Source organism: Methanosarcina sp. (assembly GCF_035390745.1).
Taxonomy (GTDB): domain Archaea; phylum Halobacteriota; class Methanosarcinia; order Methanosarcinales; family Methanosarcinaceae; genus Methanosarcina.
In genome coordinates this window covers 1-4,363 of the sequence record NZ_DAOOUJ010000114.1, presented here as the reverse complement: position 1 = coordinate 4,363, position 4,363 = coordinate 1, and the positions used below count along the sequence as shown (strand labels likewise).

The 4,363-nt window shown below is 42.6% G+C and carries 4 protein-coding genes; all 4 read right to left on the bottom strand.

Annotated features, from left to right (window positions below):
- Positions 1–161 precede the first annotated feature (161 nt).
- Positions 162–905, bottom strand: a complete 744-nt coding sequence (gene fdhD, locus PLL47_RS14575; protein WP_324447256.1) for a formate dehydrogenase accessory sulfurtransferase FdhD — start codon at positions 903–905, stop codon at positions 162–164.
- Positions 906–975: 70 nt separating this feature from the next.
- Positions 976–2,394: a DUF7289 family protein gene (locus PLL47_RS14570; RefSeq protein WP_324447253.1), complete on the bottom strand. Its 1,419-nt coding sequence runs from the start codon at positions 2,392–2,394 to the stop codon at positions 976–978.
- Between the two features lie 37 nt (positions 2,395–2,431).
- A complete protein-coding gene (locus PLL47_RS14565) occupies positions 2,432–3,376 on the bottom strand; it encodes a DUF7289 family protein (protein WP_324447251.1) in 945 nt (314 codons plus the stop codon).
- Between the two features lie 37 nt (positions 3,377–3,413).
- Positions 3,414–4,363, bottom strand: a 950-nt coding sequence (locus PLL47_RS14560) for a type IV pilin N-terminal domain-containing protein (protein WP_324447250.1), incomplete at its 5' end; no start/stop codon positions are given.

Sequence of the window (4,363 nt, the reverse complement as noted above, 5' to 3'; positions counted from 1 at the left end):
CCAATAAAGGTTTGGTGACAAGAATAGATAAACAAGTGGTCAAATGGGAGTATTTATGGTTTAGAATACTCATTTGAAATACTCGCTTCGCTCGCTCAAGCAGACTAACTTATGGATAAGTTTGGCTGCAATTTTTCTTCACGTTTAACTCTTCTTACTTTTTATGTTTTCGTTTTGACCCGCCACTCATTCGCAAATACTAGCATTGACTCCTGTCTCAATTGTCCGACGAGACACATATTTGCTTTTTTTGCGGCTTCTACTCCGGAGTCAAAGGGCATGGCTTTGGTGGCGACAAGGGGAATTCCTGCACGGGCTGCTTTAGTGACCATGTAAGCGGGCTGCCTGCCTGTGGAAAGCATGTACATTTGCGAGAGGTCAAGCCCCCTGAGAAAAGCAGCTCCCACAACTTTGTCTACGGCATTGTGCCTGCCTACGTCAACGATCTGGACTGCAAGCTTTCCTTTTTTGTCTATAAGGGCGGCAAGATGTGTTCCCCTGGTAAGTTTGTATGTATCGGATTCGAGGTAACCTGTGCCTGCAAAAAGAGCTTCAGGGTCAAAAACAGCGTCTGAATTTACAAAAGGTTGTTTTTCGGCTTCCACGGTCTTCTGGGGGAATTCAGTCGGAATTGGGCTTTTTTTCTTTTGAGTCAGGACATGAACCTCACTGCCTTCTACCTCAACCCCGGCAATCTCCCTGAAACTGATAATTCCTTCTGTAATCAGGTGGCCTACTGCAAGTTCTTTCTGTTCAAGCGGGGAGGCAAAAAGAGTTGTAAACGGTTTGCCGTCGAGAAAAAGTTTAACAGGGCATTCTTTTGCAAGCAGAACTTCGGTATCTTCAGCCCTACCGTCAGAATGGATTCTTCTGGCAGGGTAAGGGGTAGTGTATTTTTCAGGCATATGGATCTGTTTTCCATCTTATCCTTTCGGTATAAGCGGGTATAGCGTCCATATGCCTTTTTCTTTTCCATCAGTTCAGACGTACTGCGAGATAATCTACATTTATATATTTATTGTTATGTTCTTCAATTTTCATGTATAATGTGAGGTTTGAAGGATAATCCATCGATATCCCTGTAACGTCCACAGTCTGGTTGTACAAATACCAATATTTTTTACTATCTCCGGTCAATATTGGAACAGATTTGCCTGCGATACTCATATTCAGATATTTGGGAGTGTCTACTGTGGGATGGTAAATCATTACTAATGTAACTGAGCTGGGTTTTGACTCGAATGTTGTGAAATTACTGAATTTAAAAGTCAATTCCGAAGGATTATTGTTGAGACTAAACGGGAATACGTTGCTGCTGGCTGTGTAACCATTTAGCTCTTTTCCGGTACTATTGATTGAAAGATTAACTCCTGAGTTATAGTCTTTCAGATAGTTCATGTATTGTTTATAGTTGGAGTCCGAAACGGTATCGAAGTAATACCAGATACCTTTTTTCATCACGTTTCCGCTTCCACCAGACAAGCTTCCACCAGGCAGGTTTCCTCCTCCCCCTGTTCTTCCAAGTTCTGCACAGAGTACGGTTTTATTGACGTAGATACTGTAGTTATTGCCTGAGGGGAGGAAAGAAAGGCACACACAGTCATCTGTGGAGTTGATGGTATAATTGGTGCCGTACTTAAGTCCGGCATCTTTTGCCGTATTGTTAAGGTAAGTTGTCCAGGCATCTGTATAGCGGGTGGAAATACTCAGATTAAGTGAATCTATACTCTGGTTGTAGTCATCACTGTTGAGAACAGGATCTACTGAGCATCCGGTAAGACGCAGGGCAGTAAGGGTGCTGGAGGATATGGATTCTGTATCTCCTGTAAGGCTGATGGCATTAATGGTGACTGTATAATTATAATTGCTCATGTTTTTCTGTATATTGAATAAAGGGTCACGCTTCATCTGGGAATTATCCCCCTGGGCAAGGATGAGGGCTCCGTTTTCATACCTGAAAATCTGATCAGGGTACTGCCTGTTTTCTGAATAATAGGTGACTCCCCCGCAGTCAACCGGGTCAAGGGTATGATTGCCGAAAGTAATGTTCATTGTACATTCTTCTGTGTTTACTGCAAGCTTACTGTTTGATTTGGAGGGCTCAAATACCGGGACATCTCCTCCTCCCATGCTGAAAGGAACAGTTGCGGAAAGCCCATATGGATAATTGATATCCGCACTCATGAATTGGGTGAATAAATCTGCCCTGGTCTTCACATCCTCCATATTGCTCCATGCATCATAACTAAAGTCTCTTTCAGCATCAATTTTCCATTCTGGAGCATAGTTCAGTTTGACTATGGAGATTACAGTGAATGCGAGCCCCAGAAGCAGCACAGCTGCAATTGCGACTGCTGCGGCGGATTCGGCTTTTAATAGGCTTTTCCGAGACATTTCTTTCTTTCCCCTTGCTTCCTTGTTCAATGTCAGCTTAGATTCCTATTCCCGGTTCTACTTTTACAATTGTCTTACTCACATAGAGCCTGCTAAGGTCCTTACCACTTGATTCAGAGGGGAAGGTTAAACTTACAGTATTATTTGTTGGTTGTGGGAGGTCATAATCAGAATTTTTTATCTTTGAATCTTCCATTGTTTCTTTAAGGTAAAGATACCAGGCTTCAGGATGGTCAGTATTAACCGTTAAAGTGAAGGAACTTATGTTGCCCGAACTGTCCTTCTCGCTGTCATAGAGGGGAGTAAACTCTTTGCCGGTGATGCGCAGAGAGCATCCTGTATTCGAGGATATGGTGTCGGAGGGTGCAAACCTATATTTTTCGATCTCCACAATGTGAATCGAAGCATTGAATCCATTTGCCGGTGCTCTGGAGAATCGAATCGAAGGGTAAAGCATCATAGAGGATCTTTCCCCCTGAGAAAGGATTAAAGCTCCTCCTTCGTATGTAAATTCCTGGTCTACATAATACCTGTTCTGCGAAGCGTAGCTTACAGCACCACAAGTGGTTGTATTGTTCCAATTCCCATCAGAATTTGTAGTTATTTTTATTTCACACTCATCCTTGTTTACCGAAAGGGTTCCACTGGACTTTATGGTGCCAATAAGAGGGACATCTCCCCCTCCCATATGGAAAGGTACATTCATAGTAACGGTGTTCTGAGAATTTGGTTCTGATGCTAGGGCTATGGTCATCAAGTCGATTTTTGATTTGAGGTCCGACATATCCTCCCAAACATCATTCATGTGTGAATATTCCGCATCATTTTTCCATTCCGGGATATAACCAATTCTTACCACCGAAAATACGCTAACAATGATCGCAAGCAACAAAACTGCCCCTACAACCGTTGATGATGCAGCTTCTGAACGGAGAGAAAAGAACTTGCTTTCTCGTGAATTTTCTGAAAAGTTTGCTGTCATATCTTCAAACCCCTGATTTCGTGCCCCTCTTCACAAGTTAAAACTCCAGATGGATGCCTACAAAATCAACATAGAAAGTTTTATCAGCATTATTGGCCGCGTGCCCATCAGCTAATATCCTGACTTCGAGATTTTCTAGTTCTGTGGTGTTTTTCACATATTCAGTTATAGTATAATTTTGAGTCACAAAATCCATTGAACCACTAAATTCGATTGAGGGATACAATCGGGTCCACTGGGAGGATCCATTATTGATTGCCGGTGTCAGTATTATCGGACTGTTATCATGTCGTGTGCAGACAATTTTCAGGGTAATATTAGTAAATAATGTGCCTTCTGGAATTTCCAGCTCCTCTGTATTTATGGCAAAAGTAAAATTTTCGTATGTCATTTCATTTTTTGGTATATGGGTGCTTGTGGATTTTCCATCTTTGATTTTATCGACAAACTCCGTTTCCAGCGGTTTTTTCGTGTAATTATCATATGCTGTCCCACCAGGAAATGTATGAGGAGTTATCCAATCAGGGAACTCCTTGCCATCAGTCCAGAGTTTTGTTTTCTGAATCACTTGGCTGGATTCCGTGTGCACAAAGTAGAAATTAACGACATCTCCGTGTTCAATATTTATTTTACTGCTGGGGTCTATTACGATGTAATCCCCGAGCGCAAAAACGCCGTCAGAGGGCAGTTGGTGACCTTCGGGATCAAAGACTTTGACAGTAGAATCAGACATATTGAATTCTGCCTGCTGCCCATCAACGTCGAGTATTATCTTGATGTCTTTAAGATCAATTGCCTCTCCCCCGTTATGGAAGATCTCCACGGTATCTCCTGACGTGTTAATGTTTTCCCGAAGGTTGGTATGTGGGGTATGCGTGGGATCCATCGTCCCTCCATCTGAAAATACTGTAACAGCAATTGAAGAAAAGGCAAGCACGACAATGGATATCATGAGCACCACACCCATCAGTTCCGAAACTGCCTGAC